This window comes from Clostridium sp. UBA2485, assembly GCF_002341865.1.
In the GTDB taxonomy this organism is placed as follows: Bacteria; Bacillota; Clostridia; order Clostridiales; family Clostridiaceae; genus Clostridium_J.
Genome location: NZ_DDOV01000093.1, coordinates 1 through 16955, shown reverse-complemented (window position 1 = coordinate 16955; position 16955 = coordinate 1). Strand labels below are relative to the sequence as shown.

Genomic DNA, 16955 nt, shown 5'->3' with positions numbered 1-16955 from the left:
ATTTTCATTAAGGAGCCCTATATAGATATCCTAGGTGAGAGGTTAAAATATATTTTAAAAAAATAAACTTTTTATAAAAATAGTATAAATCCTTAAAGTTAAGAATAGTGGATTTTTATTATGTAAATTAAAGATATTTCTTAGACAGATAAGGAATATCTTTAATTTTATATATAAGATAATATACCATGTTTACAATTAAAAATGATAAAATAAGTATATGATTGGAAAAGGTAATTAAAGTTATTAGGATTTTAATTTAATGTGGAGGAAATATGAATTTATTTGTTATAGGCGATGTTCATGGATGTTATTTAGAGCTTAAAAAACTTATTGAAGAACATTGGAATAATAAGGATGAGTTACTTATTCAAGTTGGAGATTTAATTGATAGGGGAAGTTTTTCACCTAAAACTGTGGAATATTGTAGAGAATTAAAAGAACAGTTTCCTAGTAATGTGGTATTTTTAAAAGGAAATCATGAATTTGAAATTATATATCATTTTTTAAATGAACCTAATGAAAATTGGCTAAGGCAGTGTGGATATGAAACCCTAGAGCAATACAAAAGTGAAAATAAAAAACCAATTGAAGATGTAAATTGGTTTTTAACTTTACCTTTATATTGGGAAAATGAGAATATATTTATAAGTCATGCAGGATTATCTGAAATTGCTTTAAATTGTTTTGAGGAAACAGACCCCCATGGGGTTCTATGGAACAGAGGGAAAGTAAAAAATATAAACAAGTTACAAATAATTGGACATACTCCCTGTGAAAATAGTGAACCTATTTATAATGAGGAAGAGAATTCTTTGAATATTGATACAGGAGCGGGGTATAAAGATGGAGTTTTAACCGGCGTTAAATTAAACGAAAAGGGAGAAATATTAAAAATTATAAAGATTAATACTTAATAGTATTTAAAGAATTTTATTTTTTATTTTAGTGTATTTAAATAGCTTCAGTGAATGAATAAAAGGATTTTAGAAGAAACTATGGAACTTATTTATAACAGGAATTAAAAATATTAAATAGTAAAAGGAGAATGATTATGTATTTTGAAAAAGCAGGAAGAGAGAATACTATAAAAACAATTGAGCTTGCAGTTAAAACTGCAAAGGAAAGAGGAATTAAAAATATAGTTGTAGCTTCCAATGCAGGAGACACTGCTTTACTATTAAAAGATAGTGGATTAAATGTAGTAGTTGTTACTCATGTTAACGGTTTTAGAGAAGCTGGTATTCAAGAAATAAGTGAGGAAAGAATGGAAGAATTAAAGAGCTGTGGATTTAAGGTATATACAAGTACTCACGTATTATCTGGTGCTGAAAGAGCTCTTTCAACAAAATTTGGAGGAATTTCTCCTGTAGAGGTTATGGCTTATAGTTTACGTATGTTTGGACAAGGTGTTAAAGTGGCAGTAGAAGTAGCTACAATGGCGCTAGATGGAGGTACTATACCATATGGAGAGGATATAATTTCTATAGGTGGCTCAGGAAAAGGTGCAGATACGGCAATAATATTAACTCCAGCACATGGTTCGGCTATACTAGATACAAAAATTAAAGAAATAATTTGTAAGCCATATAATTTTTAATAAATTCCTTTATTTAATAAAATTTACAAAGTGTAATAAATGTTACAGAAATATTTGCCTAAAAGTAATAGAATTATGTTAAAATAAGAATTTTACTTTGGGGGGACTTTTATGGCTAATATTAATAATTTAACTAGACAACATATTGAAATCTTAGAGATGATTTATAATATAAAGGAGCTTATAAATAAAGATTTAGAAGTGGAATGCAGTGAAATTGCGAAAAATATAAATTTACTATCAGGAAAGCTAAGAATTCACTTAGAGAGTGAAGATAAATTCCTATATCCAAACTTATTAAAAAATGAAAATGAAAAAATTAAAAATATAGCTAAGTGTTACATTGATGAGATGGGAGATATACTTAGCATATTTAATAATTATAAAAATCAGTTCAATACTAGGAGTAAGATAATTAATAATAAAGATAAATTTATTATTAATACAAAAGAGGTTTTTGATAAAATAGAAAAAAGAATGGAAAGTGAAGATAGAGAGTTATATAAATTACTCTAAGATGTATAATACAGATTTAATTTATAAAAGCTAGATTTTATAAACTAAATAAATAAGTTGAATATACAGAAACAAGATGTTAATATTAAACTATAAAGAAAATATTTACACAGGGGAGCTAGTAAAACTGGCTGAGAGTAAAAGTGTGTACTTTTAGACCCTTAACCTGAACTGGATAATACCAGCGTAGGAAGTGTGTTTGGGATACTTAAATTTATCCTATATTTATGCTGTAAACATAAGCACAAATCCAAAACTGGATTTGTGCTTTTTTATTTTAAAATATTCAGTAAATTTGAGAATTATCTTAAATTACATCATTAGCTATGCACAATAAATTTAAAAGGGGGAATCTTTATGAAAACTAAAAAAATAGTATTATCTGCTATGTTTATTGCTATAGGCGTATTAGGGTCATCTATTTATATTCCTATGGGCGTTGCAAAGTGTTTTCCTGTACAACATGCTATAAATGTTGTATCTGCAATAGCGTTGGGACCTGTAAATGGAGTAGCTATAGCCTTTTGTATATCACTACTTAGAAATATTTTGGGCACAGGGACCTTACTTGCTTTTTCAGGCAGTATGGTAGGGGCAGCTTTAGCAGGTTCTTTTTATAAGAAGACAAAGAAAAATTTCATGGCAGTAATGGGAGAAATAATAGGAACAGGGATACTAGGATCATTGATGTCCTTTCCTATAGCTAAATTAATTATGGGGAAATCAGTAGGCGCCTTTGCCTTTATAATACCTTTTGGTATAAGTACAGTAGTAGGAAGTGTAATTGCTTATCTTTTAGTTATGATATTTGAAAAAACCAAAGTTATGAAAACTATTTAATATTTTATAAGACTAAGTAGCTACAATGATAGAGTAAGTTTAGAGTTTAAGGATATTAATTGATAATTAAAGATTTATAATTGTTAATTTTTAATAATTGTTTAGAATAAGGGGGAACAAAACTTGAGTGAGTATAAACATATAGAAGATGTACTTGAAAAGAGAGGTACTATTTTGGGGCTTATAAAAGATAAAAAGCCATTAATACACCAAATAACTAACTATGTAAGTTGCAATGATTGCGCAAATATAACTTTAGCCTTAGGAGCTTCTCCAATAATGAGTGAAGATGCAGAAGAAGTAGNNTTAACAAAAGATACACTAAAATCTATGATATTGGCAGGGAAAAAGGCTAATAGTTTAAATATACCTGTAGTATTAGATCCTGTAGGGGTAGCTGCATCCAATTTTAGAAAGAGTTCTATTGAAAAACTATTAAAGGAAATCAACTTTTCTGTAATTAAAGGAAATCTTTCAGAAATCAAAACCTTATGTGGACTTAAAACCAATTCTAAAGGGGTAGATAGTGAGGAAAATGAAGAGGGTACTGATTATATAAAAGAAGGAAAAGCTTTGGCTGAAGCTTTAAGCTATAAATTAAATTCAGTAATATGCATAACTGGAAAGATAGATATTATATGTTATAAAGATATATGTTATATAGTAGAAAATGGACATAGCATTATGAGTAAAGTTACTGCCGTGGGATGTATGATGGGAGCTGTAATTGCAACATTAGTTTCCGTAACTAAAGAGCATTTAATATCAACCCTAATAGCAGTAACATTACTAGGAGTTTGTGGTGAATTAGCTGAAAGAGAGATAAAAAAAGGAATCGAAGGTAGTGGAACTTTTAAAATAAAATTTTTAGACCAAGTATATAATTTTTCAGAGGAGAAATTATATACAAATCAAAGAGTTTATAAGGTGTAATTAACATATTTTATTTAAAAGATACTTTACTTTATAGACCTTTTGATTTTGAAGAGCTACTTAATAATGTTTAGATAAATATTAAAAGAAGGAAATTAGCATTAAAATTAACATATAATTCTGTCTGATAAGTTGTATTTGTATCGAATAATATATATTATAAAGATAGGTATAATTTAGTTTATACAGTAGTGTAAACTAGTAAAATTAGAAATTATTTTTATAATGGAGGATTTACTATGAATTTAAAAGAGACAGCATTAAAGTTTCATAAAGATTTTCAAGGGAAGATTGCACTTCACTGTAAGGTACCTGTAAATAATAAAGAAGATATGACATTAGCATACACACCAGGAGTAGCAGAGCCTTGTATGGAAATAAACAAAGATTATGATAAGGTTTATGATTATACATCAAAAGGAAATTGGGTAGCTGTAGTAACTAATGGTACTGCTGTATTAGGTCTTGGAGATATAGGGGCAGCAGCAGGACTACCAGTTATGGAAGGAAAATCAGTATTATTCAAAGCTTTTGCAGGAGTAGATGCTTTTCCTATATGTCTTGACACAAAGGATTATAAAAAGATAATAGAAACTGTTAAATTAATGGAAAGCTCATTTGGAGGAGTTAACCTAGAAGACATAAAAGCTCCAGAATGTTTTGAAATAGAGGAAGAACTTAAAAAAATATGCAATATTCCAATATTTCACGATGATCAACATGGTACAGCAGTAGTTTCATTAGCTTGTTTATTTAATGCAGTAAAATTAGCTAATAAGAAAATGGAAGACATAAAAGTAGTTATTAATGGTGCAGGTGCAGCAGGAATAGCTATAGCAAAATTACTTATAAGATTAAATGTAAAAGATGTAATACTTTGCGATACTCAAGGAGCTATATACGAAGGCCGTAAGGTAAAAATGAATAAATATAAAGAAGAGATGGCTAAAATATCTAATAAAGATAAAGAACAAGGAACTTTAGAAGAAGTTTTAAAAGGTAAAGATGTATTCTTAGGGGTATCTGTAGCTAACTGTGTTACTAGTGAAATGGTTAAATCTATGAACAAAGATGCTATAGTTATGGCAATGGCAAATCCTAATCCAGAAATATTACCTAACATTGCAAAAGAAGCAGGAGCTAAGGTTGTTTGTACTGGTAGATCAGATTTTCCAAACCAAGTTAACAATGTACTAGCTTTCCCAGGAATATTTAGAGGAGCTTTAGATGTTAGAGCTTCAGAAATAAATGACGAAATGAAAATAGCTGCTGCTAGAGCTATAGCTGAAATTATTACTGATGAAGAGTTAAATGAAGATTATGTTATTCCAGAACCATTTGATTTGAGAATAGCGCCTAAGGTAGCAGAATATGTGGCAAGAGCAGCTATAGAAACTAAAGTAAATAGAATAGATGTAAAACCAGAAGAAATCTACGAAAAAACTAAAAGAATAATAGAAAAATAAGAAAAAGGCTTCTATGAAGCCTTTTTTAGATTACTTACATACACAGCATGTAAGCAATCTAAGTAAAATTATTTTATATTAATATGAAACAAAACAGTAAACTCTAGAAAATAAATCAGTTTAAAGTTTACATGTTCTGCTGAAAGTTCCTTATAATTTACCACCGTTAATTATCAATTTTATAATAATATGAATCTATACATCAAATCTTAGAAGTAATAGGTCTATATTAACTCAATATTCTTTATAGAATTATGGAAAATTAGTATTCAATTAAAACTTCCTTTAATAAATCTGGACAGTTTGTAATAATTCCATCTACTTTCATATCTATCAGCTTCTTCATGTAGCTAACATCATCTACTGTATAAATATTAATTTCTAAATTATTTTTATGCGCTTTTTCAATTAACTCTCTCTTTAGACTTTTATAGGGTAGGTGGAGAGCATTAGGCTTAACTGGATGTAAATATTCATCTACATCTTTAATTTTTCTCTTAAATAATAATCCAGTGTGAATATTGCTATTAAGTTTTTTACATTTATTCATTGAATCATGATTAAAGCTAGACAGAATTACCTTATCCTCTATGCTTTCTTTCGTTATATGAAAAAGCAGCTTTTCTTCTATATTTCTATAGAATATTATAGAATTTTTAATCTCAAAATTAATTTTAATATTTTTATTTTTTGTAAACTCTATAAGCTCTTCTACAGAAGGAATTTTACATTTAGAAAATGCTCTATCCTTAAAACTTCCTGCATCAAGTTTTCTAAGTTCATTATAGGTATAATTTTTTACAAGTCCTATACCATTAGTAGTTCTATCTAAGTACTCATCATGTATAAGTACAAGTACACCATCTTTTGTCATTTGAACATCTGTTTCTATTCCGGTGCAGCCCATTTCTATAGCTTTTTCAAAGGCAACCATTGTATTTTCAGGATAGTACATACTAGCTCCTCTATGAGCAAAATTAATAATCATAATATCGACCTCTTAATAAATTATATTTTTTATAAAGGATATTTATTTTGCATAATTTAAACATATTTAAATTAAAATATATTAACATAATTAGTTATAAAAATACTTATTTTAATATTTCTTTAAAATAGAGACAATATATTAAATATATTATACTTTTATGGGATATAATATAGTATATGGATATTGACATTTTTAGAACAAAGTAATAAAATCAGAATTGTTAAAAGTAAATAAATTTTGCACAATGGCGTGTAAATATAAAAAAGAGTAATGGTGCTCCTTAAGATTTTCTTAAGGAGCCTTTTTTGGCTATATATGTGCTAGGAGTCTTAAAAATAACTGCTCGTGGATGAATTTAGTTATTTTATTTCAAAGTCCTATATCATATATGAATAATCTAGTTAACAACTAATTGACAATTGACAAAAGATAGTTTACAGATAAGGAAAAATTTAAAGTTTCCTTAACGATTAAAACAAATTTTAAAGTTTATTTGAAGATATAGAAAACGATATATTTTTTAATAAATAAAAATCCTAGTGTCAATTATCAATTCAAAAATAAAAAGTAGGAAGTGATAAAATGAGCAATTTTAATATGGGTCCTAAGGTTCATTTTGGAGTTGGCGAATTAAAAGAACTAAGGAATATCAATTGTAAGAGAGCTTTTATAGTAACAGATCCTTTTATGGTTACTTCAGGATTTATTAACAGAGTTACTGAACATTTAGAAGCAGCTTCAATTGCATATGAAATTTTTTCTGAAATAGTCCCAGATCCACCACTTGAGGTAGTATCAAAGGGAATAAAAGCTATGGATAAATTTAATCCAGATGCTCTAATTGCTATGGGGGGAGGTTCTGCTATTGATGCTTCTAAAGCGATAAGTTACTTTAGAGCATTAGTTAAGAAAGGAATAAGCCCTGAATTAGAAGTTAAAAAACCATTATTTATAGCTATACCTACTACAAGTGGAACAGGATCAGAAGTTACTGCATTTTCAGTAATTACAGACAAAAAGTTTAATGTAAAATATCCTTTAGTAGATGAGGATATGGTACCAGATATGGCGATATTAGATGCTGAACTAGTAAAATCTGTTCCGCAAGCAATAACAGCAGATACAGGTATAGATGTTTTAACTCATGCTATTGAGGCTTATGTATCAACAAAAAATTCAGATTTTACTGATGCACTAGCAGAAAAAGCAATAAAATTAGTATTTAAATATTTACCAAAAGCTTATAAAGATGGATCAGATTTAGAAGCAAGAGAAAAGATGCATAATGCTTCTTGTATAGCAGGAATAGCCTTTACTAACTCTTCATTAGGAGTTAATCATAGTATGGCACATATACTTGGTGGTAGATTCCATATACCACATGGTAAGGCTAATGCATTAGTATTACCTTATGTAATAGAGTATAATGCAGATATTAAATCTATAGGTAGAAATGAATACACAAAAGCAGCAGAAAGATATGCTGAAATAGCAAGATTCTTAGGTCTTACAAGCTCTAATAGTGTACGTGAAGGGGTTAAGGCATTAATCAATGGAGTAAAAAATCTAATTAGATCTTTAGGAATACCTAACAAAATTAAAGATTTAAACATTTCAAGCAGTGAATTTGATAAAAACTTAACTGATATGGCTGAGATAGCTTTAAAAGATGGATGTACCCCTACTAACCCAAGAGAGCCTAAGGTTGAAGAGCTTAAAGAACTATTTAAAAAAGTATATAATGGAATGTAAGATATATCAATATTAATAAGTTTATTATATTTTTTACAAATTAATTGACAATTAATTTAACAACATATATAATTAAAACATAAAGATTTTGAGTTAAAGTTGTTCAATGGCGTGCAACAAATTAATTAGAGCAATGAAGCTTCTTAAAAGTACTAATAGTGTATTTTTAGGAGGCTTTTTATGCTTTTGAGATTGGAGTGAGATCTTTGGAAGAAAAACAAAGAGTCATACAAGAATATGTACCAGGAAAACAGATTACACTAGCTCACCTAATCGCTCATCCTAATAAAACGGTTTATAAAAAATTAGGACTTAGTGATGAATATAACGAAGCAATTGGAATTTTAACAATAACTCCAAGCGAAGCAGCTATAATTGCAGCAGATGTGGCTACTAAATCCGCAGGAGTTGAAATCGGTTTTGTTGATAGATTTAGTGGCTCATTAGTAATAACAGGAGATGTTTCTAGCGTAGAAGCTTCATTGAATGAAGTTTGTAATATGCTAAGTAGTGTACTTTCATTCTCCATAGCAAAAATCACAAAATCTTAGGAGGTAAGTTTTGTGAAAAAAATAATGTTTATAGGTACAACAGGATCTGGAAAGACTACTTTAACACAAGCGTTAAACAACGAAAAAATAGAATATAAAAAAACTCAGGCGGTAGATTTTAATAATTATATTATTGATACACCTGGAGAATATATAGATAGTAGAGTTTATTATAATGCACTGATTGTAACCTCATCGGATGCAGATGTAATAGCATTGATACAAGATTGTAGCAGAGAACTTAGTATCTTCCCCCCGGCTTTTGGAAATATCTTTTCTAAACCTGTTATAGGAATTTGTACGAAAACTGATTTATGCAAAAATAAAGAAGATTTAAACCGTGCAGAAGAGTTCTTAAAACAAGCAGGAGCAGAAGGAATATTCATGGTAAGCTCAATAAATAATGATGGATTAGAAAAATTAAAAAAATATTTGGAATGGAAATAGGATTTTTGTGTTAAAATAAGATTTATACAAAACTTATTAAAAATTCCAAAAGAGGTGTAGAATATGACTAAAAGAATTGTAATAGCCGATGATGAACCTATTACAAGAATGGATATTAGGGAAATGTTAGAAGAAGCAGGTTACAGTGTTGTAGCTGAAGCTTCAGATGGTTTTGACGCCATCGAAATGTGTAGAAAACATTTACCGGATCTAATAATTATGGACATAAAAATGCCTTTATTAGATGGATTAAATGCATCTAAGATAATCAATCAAGAAGGCTTAGCCAGTGGAATAGTGCTTTTAAGTGCTTATAGTGACAAAACATTTATTGAAAAGGCAAAAGAGGTAGGGGTAATAGGTTACTTAGTTAAACCTTTAGATAACAAATCTTTAATTCCTAATATAGAGGTTTGTTTATCAAAATCAAGAGAATTTAAAAAAATTAAAGATGACATAAAAAGCGTTGAGAAAAAACTACAAGCTAGAAAAATTATAGAAAAAGCCAAAGGCATATTAATGAGGCAAAATGGCATAACAGAAGATGAAGCTTATAGTAATATAAGAAATTTAAGTATGAAAAAGAGAGTAACTATGGAAGAAATTTCACAGATAATTGTAATGAGTGAAGAATAATTAGTAAGTAGGAATGAATATGAGTGAAATAAGAAGATTATGTTTAAAATATACTTGCTTAAGTGAAAGTGACATATTAATTATAGAAAATATAGCTACCACTCTTCAGCTAATTGCTGATTCAGCAAATGCAGACGTCTTCATAGATTGTCCAACAAAACATAATGGAGAAGCAATAGTTGTAGCGGAGGCAAAACCAAGTACTAAAAGCTCATTATATAAAGAAAAGGTAGTTGGGAAATTTGCAGTAAGAGAAAATGAGCCGGCATCACTTAGAACATTAGAAATAGGAATGCCATCAAGAGATTTAAAGGCAATAACTCAAGAATACATAAAAGTTAAGCAAAGTGTAGAACCTATTAGAAATAAAGAAAATAAAACTATTGGTGTTTTAATTGTGGAAAAGGATGTAACGGAGACTTTAAATAGCAATAGAAAGCTAGAAATATTAGCAAGAACTAATGAAGAACTTACATCTCAAATAACTAATAGGACTTACAAAGAGAGTGATATAACATATCACATAAATGATGCTATACTTATTTTTGATGAAAATGGAGTACTAAGATTTAAGAACCCTGTAGCAGAACAGCTTTATAAAAAACTAGGATATAAAGAAGAACTAATAGGTATGGATTTTTCTAACTTATCTTTGTATAATTGTTCTTTTGAAGAAATTATGAATAATGACTGTATAGATGTTAAAGACATAGATATAGGAGATGTTTCACTTCAAGTCAAATATATTGTACAAAGTAGTAAGGTATTGAATCTAGTAATGCTTATTAGTGATGTTACAGATATGAGGCAAAAAGAAAAAGAACTCATATTGAAATCTGTAGTAATAAAAGAAATTCATCATAGAGTTAAAAACAATCTTCAAACCATTGCTAGTCTTTTAAGACTTCAATCAAGAAGAATTAAAGGAGAAGAGTTTACAAATGCTATAAATGAAAGTATAAACAGAATACTGAGTATAGCAGCAACTCATGAAATATTAGCAAAGCAAGGTATTGATGAAGTAAATATAAAAGAAGTTATAAATAAAATAAAAGCAAGCATAATAAGTTTTGAAAAGAGAGATAATGTAGATTTACAAGTAAGCTTAGAAGGCGATGATTTTTCAATTAACTCTGATAAGTCTACATCTATAGCCTTAGTTGTAAACGAGTTACTTCAAAATTCATTAAAACATGCTTTCAAGGATAGAGCTACTGGAAAGATAACAATAAAAATTCAGCAAGGTAATATCTATTCAACTATTTCTGTCATAGATGATGGGGTAGGGTTTGATGTTAACTCTGTAAAAGAAAGTAGCCTAGGACTTATGATAGTAAGAAGTTTAGTTAATGATAAACTAAATGGTAATTTAAATATATATTCAAATTCTCAAGGAACTAAAGCTGTTTTTGACTTTAAGAACTAAATATTAAGCACAATGTAGTGCTTATGTAGCGGCAATGAAGCCCAGAGTATTTATTATTTAATAGTTATATTATAACTATTAAATAATAAAAATTCTGGGCTTTAATATTTAGCAAATAATTTACAGTTAACATATATAAAATTCTATATTTTTAATTGTAAGCTAAAAAAGTGAGGTGAGAAAAAGTGAGAGAAGTAATTTTAAGCGTTGGTATAGATATTGGAACATCTACTACTCAGCTTGTATTTAGTAATATAACTATTGAAAATACAGCAAGTAACTTTTCTGTACCAAGAATTAAAATTGTTGATAAAAACATTATATATAGAAGTGAAATTTATTTTACTCCACTTATTACTCAAACAAAAATAGATAAAGATAAAGTAAGAGAAATAATAGAAGGCGAATATAAAAATGCCGGAGTTAAGCCAAGTGATGTAGAAACTGGTGCTGTAATAATTACTGGAGAAACTGCTAGAAAAGAAAACGCAAACGAAGTTCTTCAGAGTTTAAGTGGATTTGCCGGTGATTTTGTAGTAGCTACAGCTGGACCAGATTTAGAGTCAATTATCGCCGGAAGAGGAGCAGGTGCAGATAAGATATCCGATGAAGAAAATGCTTATGTTGTAAATATCGATATAGGTGGAGGAACATCTAATCTAGCTTTATTTAAGAATGGTGAATTAGTTGATACTGGTTGTTTAGATATAGGTGGAAGACTTATAAAAATAGATAAGGATACTAAAAAAATCTATTATATATATCCGAAAATTAAAAAGTTAGCACAATCTATTGGTGTAAATATAGAAGTTGGAGATATTGCAGAAATCGATAAAATTAGAAAAATTGCAAGAGCAATGGCTGAAATTTTAGAAGAAGCAGTTTGCATTAAGCAAAGATCATCAATGTATGATGAGATTCAAACTAACAAAGGATTAAAAGATGGCTACAACATTGAGTATATAACCTTCTCAGGAGGGGTAGCTGATTATATATATAATGAAGATTATTCAGATCCTTTTAGATTTGGTGATATGGGAGTTGTGCTAGGTGAAGAAATTAAAAAATCTAATCTAGCTAGGAAGCTTAAGGTAAGGACGGCTATTGAGACCATAAGAGCTACTGTTGTAGGTGCTGGTTCTCATACTACTGATATCAGTGGAAGTACTATAACCTATACTTCTGATGTCTTTCCAATCAAAAACCTACCAATTTTAAAATTATCTAAAGAAGATGAAGATGGTGGTTTTGAATCTATTGAAAGGGCAATAAATGAAAAACTTAAATGGTTTAATTTAGAGAATGAAAGTCAAAGGGTAGCGGTAGCGCTAAAAGGAATTAAGAATCCTTCTTTTGATGAAGTTCAAAAATTATCAAAATCGCTTATCAATGGAATGACTGAGCTTTTAGAAAAGGAATACCCAATATTTGTAATTGTCGAAAATGATATAGCTAAGGTGTTAGGTCAAACTATGTACATTCAACTAGGAAAAAAGAAAAATGTTGTTTGTATAGATAGCATTAAGGTTGAAAATGGAGACTATATAGATATTGGAAAACCGTTAATAAATGGTAAGGTTGTTCCAGTAGTAATAAAAACATTAGTATTCAATTCATAATTTTTATAGAGGGGTGAAGAAAGTGATACTAAAAACAAAATTATTTGGTAAAGTGTATCAATTCAAAGACGTTAAAGAAGTTTTAGCAAAAGCTAATGAAGAAAAGTCAGGTGATAAATTAGCTGGAGTAGCTGCTGAAACTGCTCAAGAAAGAGTAGCGGCAAAGGTTGTACTTAGCAATTTAACAGTATCAGATGTAAGAAATAATCCAGTAGTTCCATATGAAATGGATGAGATTACAAGAATCATTCAAGATTCTATTAATGAAAAAATATATGGTGAAATTAAAAATTGGACTATTGCAGAATTAAGAGAATGGATCTTAAATGAGGAAACAACAGGATCTGATATTAGAAGAATAAGCAGAGGATTAACAAGTGAAGTTATCGCTGCTGTTGCAAAATTAATGTCTAACTTAGACTTAGTTTATGGTGCAAATAAGATTAAAGTTACTGCTCATTGTAATACAACAATTGGTGAAGCAGGAACTTTATCAGCAAGATTACAACCTAACCATCCAACAGATGATCCAGATGGTATATTAGCTTCAGTATTAGAGGGTTTAACTTATGGTATAGGTGATGCCTTAATAGGATTAAACCCAGTTGATGATACTGTAGGAAGTGTAACTAAAATATTAAAAAGATTTGAAGAAACAAAACAAAAATATCAAATACCAACTCAAAACTGCGTACTTGCACACGTAACTACTCAAATGGATGCAATAAAGCAAGGGGCACCAACAGACTTAATATTCCAAAGTATAGCGGGTTCTCAAAAAGGGAATGAAGCTTTCGGAATAAATGCAGCTTTAATAGGAGAAGCAAGAGATTTAGCATTAAGAGAAGGAACAGCAGCTGGTCCAAACGTAATGTATTTTGAAACTGGTCAAGGTTCAGAGTTATCAGCAGATGCTAACTTTGGAGCAGACCAAGTAACAATGGAAGCTAGATGTTATGGATTTGCTAGAAAGTATGAACCATTCCTAGTTAATACAGTTGTTGGATTTATAGGACCAGAGTATTTATATGATAATAAACAAGTTATAAGAGCAGGTCTTGAAGACCATTTCATGGGTAAATTATCAGGTATTCCAATGGGATGTGATGCTTGTTATACAAACCACATGAAAGCAGACCAAAATGATATAGAGAACTTATCAATATTACTATCTACTGCAGGATGCACATACTTTATGGGAATTCCACATGGTGATGACGTAATGCTTAACTATCAAACTACAGGATACCATGAAACAGCAGCTTTAAGAGAATTACTAGGTAAGAGACCAATAGCTGAGTTTGAAGCATGGCTTGAAAAGTGGAACTTTATAGAAAATGGAAAATTAACAGGAAAAGCAGGAGACGCTTCTGTATTTCTTAAGAAGTAGAAGGGGGTAACCAAATGTTTTCAGAAAATGATTTAAAAAAATTAGTAGAGCAAGTTTTAGTTGAAATGACAACAAAGCAAGGAGGAAACATTGTTAGTGCACCTAACAAAACTGAAGAAAATAGTACTGTTGATGCAAACGGAATGATTCCAGATATAACAGAAGTTGATTTAAAAACTAGACTTTTAGTTGATAACCCAGTGGATGCTGAAGGTTATTTAAAAATGAAACAACATACTCCTGCAAGACTAGGTATAGGAAGAACAGGAGCAAGATATAAAACTGAGACAATGTTAAGATTTAGAGCGGACCACGCATCAGCTCAAGACTCAGTTTTTACAGATGTTAATGAAGACTTATTAAAAGAGATGAATTTACCAATAATAAATACAATGTGTTCATCAAAAGATGAATATATAACAAGACCAGATTTAGGAAGAGCTATTTCAAAAGAAGAGTTATCAAAATTAAGTTCTTTTAAGAGAAACCCACAAGTTCAAATATATGTATCAGATGGGTTAAGTTCAAAAGCTGTAGAAGCCAACGTAAAAGATATATTACCAGCATTAACACAAGGATTAGAAAGCTATGGTATATCAGTAGGAACTCCATTCTTTGTTAAATTAGGAAGAGTAGGAGCAATGGATGCTATTTCTGAAGAAATCGGAGCAGATGTAACTTGCTTACTTATTGGTGAGAGACCAGGTCTTGTAACTGCTGAAAGTATGAGTGCATATATAGCATACAAAGGAACAGTTGGAATGCCAGAATCAAGAAGAACAGTTGTATCTAACATACATAGAGGCGGTACTCCTGCAGTTGAAGCTGGAGCTTATATAGCCGATATTATAAAACTTATGTTAGAGAAAAAAGCAAGTGGACTCGATCTAAAATTATAACCTAAGGAGGATATTATTATGAAAAACGATCAACTTCGTCCATCAGTATTAAGCGTTAAGTTAATACCTAATGTAAGTGCTGATATGGCTAGAGAACTTAATTTGAAACCAGAACATAAGAGCATAGGAATCATAACATCAGATTGTGATGATGTTACTTATACAGCTTTAGATGAAGCTACTAAATCTGTAGAGGTTGAAGTAGTTTATGCTAAATCCTTATATGCAGGAGCTGCAAATGCTAATAGTAAACTTGCAGGTGAAGTTATAGGAATATTAGCAGGACCTAGCCCAGCAGAAGTTAGAAGTGGAATTAATACAACCGTTGACTTTATAGAAAGTGGTGTTGCTACATTTTATAGTGCCAATGATGATGACTCAATTCCATACTATGCACAATGTATATCAAGAACAGGTTCATACCTTTCTAAGACAGCAGGGATAAAAGAAGGCGAAGCATTAGCTTATCTAATAGCTCCACCACTAGAAGCAATGTATGCATTAGATGCAGCTATGAAAGCAGCAGCAGTTGATCTTAAGGCATTCTTTGGCCCACCATCTGAAACTAACTTTGGTGGAGCACTTTTAACAGGAAGCCAATCAGCATGTAAGGCAGCTTGCGAAGCTTTCGCATCAGCAGTTAAATTTGTAGCAGAAAACCCTAAAGAATACTAAGATTAGGTGAAAGATATGAATAAATCCACCTTGGGGTTTTTAGAAACTTATGNNTGTTGCTGCTATAGAAGGCCTTGATGTAGCTTTGAAATCTGCCAATGTAGAGCTTGTTAGCTGTGAATTTATAAGCAGTGGAATAGTTACCGTTATAATTACAGGAGATGTATCATCTGTAAAAGCTGCAGTGGAAGCTGCATGCATAGCAATAGATAGGATAGGAACTTTAAGAAGTGCCAATGTAATAGCTAGAACCGATGATCAGGTTTTAGATATGTTTTATAAAGATCATAATGATCAAGTAAAAGATTTAGAAAAAGAAAATATTCATGTAGTCTCTAAAGTTCAGAATGTAACAGAATCTATAAATAAATCAAAAGAAACAGATGATTTGCAAATAAATGACTTGGAAAAGACTGAGAAGCAAGAAAAGACAGAAGAAGTCATTAAAAAAGAGATAGTTATTAAAGAAGATTTAGAGAATAAAGATGGAGGCTTGAACCAAGGGTTTGAAGTTGAAGAAATTATAAAAATGTCAGAAAAGCAATTAGAGGCATTAAAAGTTCAAGAGCTTAGGACTATGGCTAGAGTATTAAAAGAAAATCACAAGTTTTCTTTGACTAAAAAACAAATTAAGTTTAGTAAAAAAGATGAACTGATAAAAGCTATTCTTAATGAGAAATAGAGGAGTATGAGATATGGAACTTTTAGATAAAGATTTATTATCATTACAAGAAACAAGAACACTTATATCTAAGGCTAAAAAGGCCCATGATATATACAAAACATTTTCTCAATCAAAGGTTGATTCAATAGTTAAAGCCGTAGCAGAAGCTGCTGAAAAAGAAGCTGTAAAACTTGCTAAAATGGCTCATGAAGAAACTGGATTTGGAATATGGCAAGATAAAGTAGTAAAGAATACTTTTGCAAGCAGAGTAGTTTATGAAAGTATAAAAGATTTAAAAACAGTTGGAATAATAAAAGAAAATGATGCAGATAAGTACTTTGAAGTTGGTGTATCACTTGGAGTCATAGCAGCTCTTATACCATCAACTAATCCAACATCAACAACAATTTATAAAACATTGATTTCAATAAAATCAGGAAATTCTGTAGTAATTTCAGCACATCCAAATGCTAAAAATTGTATTGTTGAAACAGCAAAAATATTAAGTGATGCAGCAACTAAGGCTGGAGCACCAGAAGGACTAATAGGG

The 16955-nt window shown here is 30.0% G+C and carries 18 protein-coding genes and 1 riboswitch; of the genes, 17 read left to right on the top strand and 1 reads right to left on the bottom strand.

What is annotated here, in order from left to right; genetic code table 11:
* Positions 1–275: 275 nt before the first annotated feature.
* From B3603_RS18655 to B3603_RS18630, 6 genes are all read left to right on the top strand, one after another.
* On the top strand, positions 276–917 hold the full coding sequence (locus B3603_RS18655) for a metallophosphoesterase family protein (RefSeq protein WP_291567727.1): 642 nt from the start codon (positions 276–278) through the stop codon (positions 915–917).
* Positions 918–1054: 137 nt separating this feature from the next.
* On the top strand, positions 1055–1600 hold the full coding sequence (locus B3603_RS18650) for a pyruvate kinase alpha/beta domain-containing protein (protein ID WP_291567725.1): 546 nt from the start codon (positions 1055–1057) through the stop codon (positions 1598–1600).
* Between the two features lie 111 nt (positions 1601–1711).
* Positions 1712–2116: a hemerythrin domain-containing protein gene (locus B3603_RS18645; protein ID WP_291567723.1), complete on the top strand. Its 405-nt coding sequence runs from the start codon at positions 1712–1714 to the stop codon at positions 2114–2116.
* 101 nt (positions 2117–2217) lie between these two features.
* Positions 2218–2326, top strand: a riboswitch (TPP riboswitch).
* A gap of 147 nt (positions 2327–2473) precedes the next feature.
* On the top strand, positions 2474–2956 hold the full coding sequence (gene thiW, locus B3603_RS18640; RefSeq protein ID WP_291567721.1) for an energy coupling factor transporter S component ThiW: 483 nt from the start codon (positions 2474–2476) through the stop codon (positions 2954–2956).
* Positions 2957–3079: 123 nt separating this feature from the next.
* Positions 3080–3889 carry a hydroxyethylthiazole kinase gene (thiM, locus tag B3603_RS18635; RefSeq protein ID WP_291567697.1) on the top strand — a complete coding sequence of 270 codons (810 nt, stop codon included), beginning with the start codon at positions 3080–3082 and terminating at the stop codon, positions 3887–3889.
* A gap of 239 nt (positions 3890–4128) precedes the next feature.
* Complete coding sequence (locus tag B3603_RS18630; protein ID WP_291567695.1) at positions 4129–5355, top strand: NAD(P)-dependent malic enzyme; 1227 nt, start codon at positions 4129–4131, stop codon at positions 5353–5355.
* Between the two features lie 262 nt (positions 5356–5617).
* On the opposite strand, the gene B3603_RS18625 is transcribed toward B3603_RS18630, so the two are convergent.
* Positions 5618–6343, bottom strand: coding sequence for a glycerophosphodiester phosphodiesterase (locus tag B3603_RS18625; RefSeq protein ID WP_291567693.1), 726 nt, complete (start codon positions 6341–6343; stop codon positions 5618–5620).
* A 585-nt stretch (positions 6344–6928) separates the two neighbouring features.
* Here B3603_RS18625 and B3603_RS18620 point away from each other — a divergent pair.
* The 11 genes from B3603_RS18620 to B3603_RS18570 all read left to right on the top strand — a co-directional run.
* Positions 6929–8098 carry a 1-propanol dehydrogenase PduQ gene (locus B3603_RS18620; RefSeq protein WP_291567692.1) on the top strand — a complete coding sequence of 390 codons (1170 nt, stop codon included), beginning with the start codon at positions 6929–6931 and terminating at the stop codon, positions 8096–8098.
* Positions 8099–8295: 197 nt separating this feature from the next.
* Positions 8296–8649, top strand: a complete 354-nt coding sequence (gene eutS / locus B3603_RS18615) for an ethanolamine utilization microcompartment protein EutS (RefSeq protein ID WP_202812755.1) — start codon at positions 8296–8298, stop codon at positions 8647–8649.
* A 12-nt stretch (positions 8650–8661) separates the two neighbouring features.
* Entirely contained in the window at positions 8662–9096 is a 435-nt protein-coding gene (locus B3603_RS18610; protein WP_039632232.1) for a EutP/PduV family microcompartment system protein, read from the top strand.
* Positions 9097–9159: 63 nt separating this feature from the next.
* On the top strand, positions 9160–9732 hold the full coding sequence (locus B3603_RS18605) for an ANTAR domain-containing response regulator (protein ID WP_039632234.1): 573 nt from the start codon (positions 9160–9162) through the stop codon (positions 9730–9732).
* Positions 9733–9751: 19 nt separating this feature from the next.
* On the top strand, positions 9752–11158 hold the full coding sequence (locus B3603_RS18600) for a histidine kinase N-terminal domain-containing protein (RefSeq protein ID WP_291567687.1): 1407 nt from the start codon (positions 9752–9754) through the stop codon (positions 11156–11158).
* 185 nt (positions 11159–11343) lie between these two features.
* Positions 11344–12777 carry an ethanolamine ammonia-lyase reactivating factor EutA gene (gene eutA, locus B3603_RS18595; protein WP_291567685.1) on the top strand — a complete coding sequence of 478 codons (1434 nt, stop codon included), beginning with the start codon at positions 11344–11346 and terminating at the stop codon, positions 12775–12777.
* A 22-nt stretch (positions 12778–12799) separates the two neighbouring features.
* The gene (locus B3603_RS18590; protein ID WP_291567684.1) at positions 12800–14167 is read left to right on the top strand and encodes an ethanolamine ammonia-lyase subunit EutB; all 1368 of its coding nucleotides are present in this window, start codon (positions 12800–12802) and stop codon (positions 14165–14167) included.
* Between the two features lie 14 nt (positions 14168–14181).
* Complete coding sequence (gene eutC / locus B3603_RS18585) at positions 14182–15066, top strand: ethanolamine ammonia-lyase subunit EutC (RefSeq protein WP_291567682.1); 885 nt, start codon at positions 14182–14184, stop codon at positions 15064–15066.
* Positions 15067–15084: 18 nt separating this feature from the next.
* On the top strand, positions 15085–15741 hold the full coding sequence (gene eutL, locus B3603_RS18580; RefSeq protein ID WP_029451173.1) for an ethanolamine utilization microcompartment protein EutL: 657 nt from the start codon (positions 15085–15087) through the stop codon (positions 15739–15741).
* A gap of 49 nt (positions 15742–15790) precedes the next feature.
* Positions 15791–16423: a BMC domain-containing protein gene (locus B3603_RS18575; protein WP_291567678.1), complete on the top strand. Its 633-nt coding sequence runs from the start codon at positions 15791–15793 to the stop codon at positions 16421–16423.
* A gap of 13 nt (positions 16424–16436) precedes the next feature.
* On the top strand, positions 16437–16955 hold a 519-nt coding region (locus tag B3603_RS18570), incomplete at its 3' end, for an aldehyde dehydrogenase family protein (RefSeq protein ID WP_291567676.1).

What these genes read in the sequence shown, in the direction of transcription:
- B3603_RS18655 (WP_291567727.1), top strand. Translation starts at nt 276, where the DNA reads ATGAATTTATTTGTTATAGGCGATGTTCATGGATGTTATTTAGAGCTT.
- B3603_RS18650 (WP_291567725.1), top strand. Translation starts at nt 1,055, where the DNA reads ATGTATTTTGAAAAAGCAGGAAGAGAGAATACTATAAAAACAATTGAG.
- B3603_RS18645 (WP_291567723.1), top strand. Translation starts at nt 1,712, where the DNA reads ATGGCTAATATTAATAATTTAACTAGACAACATATTGAAATCTTAGAG.
- thiW (WP_291567721.1), top strand. Translation starts at nt 2,474, where the DNA reads ATGAAAACTAAAAAAATAGTATTATCTGCTATGTTTATTGCTATAGGC.
- B3603_RS18630 (WP_291567695.1), top strand. Translation starts at nt 4,129, where the DNA reads ATGAATTTAAAAGAGACAGCATTAAAGTTTCATAAAGATTTTCAAGGG.
- B3603_RS18625 (WP_291567693.1), bottom strand. Translation starts at nt 6,343, where the DNA reads ATGATTATTAATTTTGCTCATAGAGGAGCTAGTATGTACTATCCTGAA.
- B3603_RS18620 (WP_291567692.1), top strand. Translation starts at nt 6,929, where the DNA reads ATGAGCAATTTTAATATGGGTCCTAAGGTTCATTTTGGAGTTGGCGAA.
- B3603_RS18605 (WP_039632234.1), top strand. Translation starts at nt 9,160, where the DNA reads ATGACTAAAAGAATTGTAATAGCCGATGATGAACCTATTACAAGAATG.
- B3603_RS18600 (WP_291567687.1), top strand. Translation starts at nt 9,752, where the DNA reads ATGAGTGAAATAAGAAGATTATGTTTAAAATATACTTGCTTAAGTGAA.
- eutC (WP_291567682.1), top strand. Translation starts at nt 14,182, where the DNA reads ATGTTTTCAGAAAATGATTTAAAAAAATTAGTAGAGCAAGTTTTAGTT.
- eutL (WP_029451173.1), top strand. Translation starts at nt 15,085, where the DNA reads ATGAAAAACGATCAACTTCGTCCATCAGTATTAAGCGTTAAGTTAATA.